Source organism: Aeromonas piscicola, from assembly GCF_000820005.1.
Lineage (GTDB): Bacteria > Pseudomonadota > Gammaproteobacteria > Enterobacterales > Aeromonadaceae > Aeromonas > Aeromonas piscicola.
Genome location: NZ_CDBL01000063.1, coordinates 102,961 through 103,663 on the forward strand (window position 1 = coordinate 102,961; position 703 = coordinate 103,663).

The 703-nt window shown below is 57.5% G+C and carries 1 protein-coding gene; it reads left to right on the forward strand.

All coding sequences use genetic code 11. The annotated features are described in order from the left end of the window. Nucleotides 1-275: 275 nt before the first annotated feature. Nucleotides 276-703 (forward strand): cation:dicarboxylate symporter family transporter (locus BN1128_RS16290; RefSeq protein WP_042870638.1); only part of this gene is annotated, 428 nt, incomplete at its 3' end.

Below are 703 nucleotides of genomic sequence, written 5' to 3' on the forward strand. Positions count from 1 at the left end.
CATTTGACCTGCATCAGAGCTGGTGCAGCGAGGATGCCGTGCACGGTCGCTGGCTGCATGCCCTGTTGATCCGCCTCCCCGAGCTCGCCCCCACCAGGCATCAATATCGCCGTCGCCGCTTCAAGGGGCCCATCCCCCGCAATTCATCATCCAGCTAACAATATTTAACTCTGAGTTAACCAGGTGATGGCAGACAAGATGCGGACTTTGTGTTAAAAAGCGGCATTAAAATCAAAATTAAATAACAAATCAGACACTAACACCTGGATTTACTTATGAAACTTGTCCTCAAACTGGTTGCCGGCATCCTGGCCGGTCTCTTGCTCGGTCTCTACGCCCCCGAATGGGTCGCACGCGTGCTGTTTACGGCCAAGACAGTCATAGGTCAGCTGATCACTTTCACCATTCCGCTCATCATCCTGTTCTTCATCATGAGCGGCATCGCCAGCCTGCCGAAGAACTCCGGCAAGCTGCTGGGCAAGACGGTTGCCCTCTCTTACTGCTCCACCATACTGGCGGGCCTGTTCGCCTTTGCCGTGGCCAGCAACCTGATCCCGCGCCTGACCACAGCCGCCGAGCCCACGGCTGCTGCCGCCATCAAGCTCAGCTCCTACGTCAACCTGGAGATACCACCGCTGTTCGGGGTCATGTCGGCCCTGGCCGCCGCCTTCGTGTTCGGCATCGGCATCAGCGCCACCCAGGC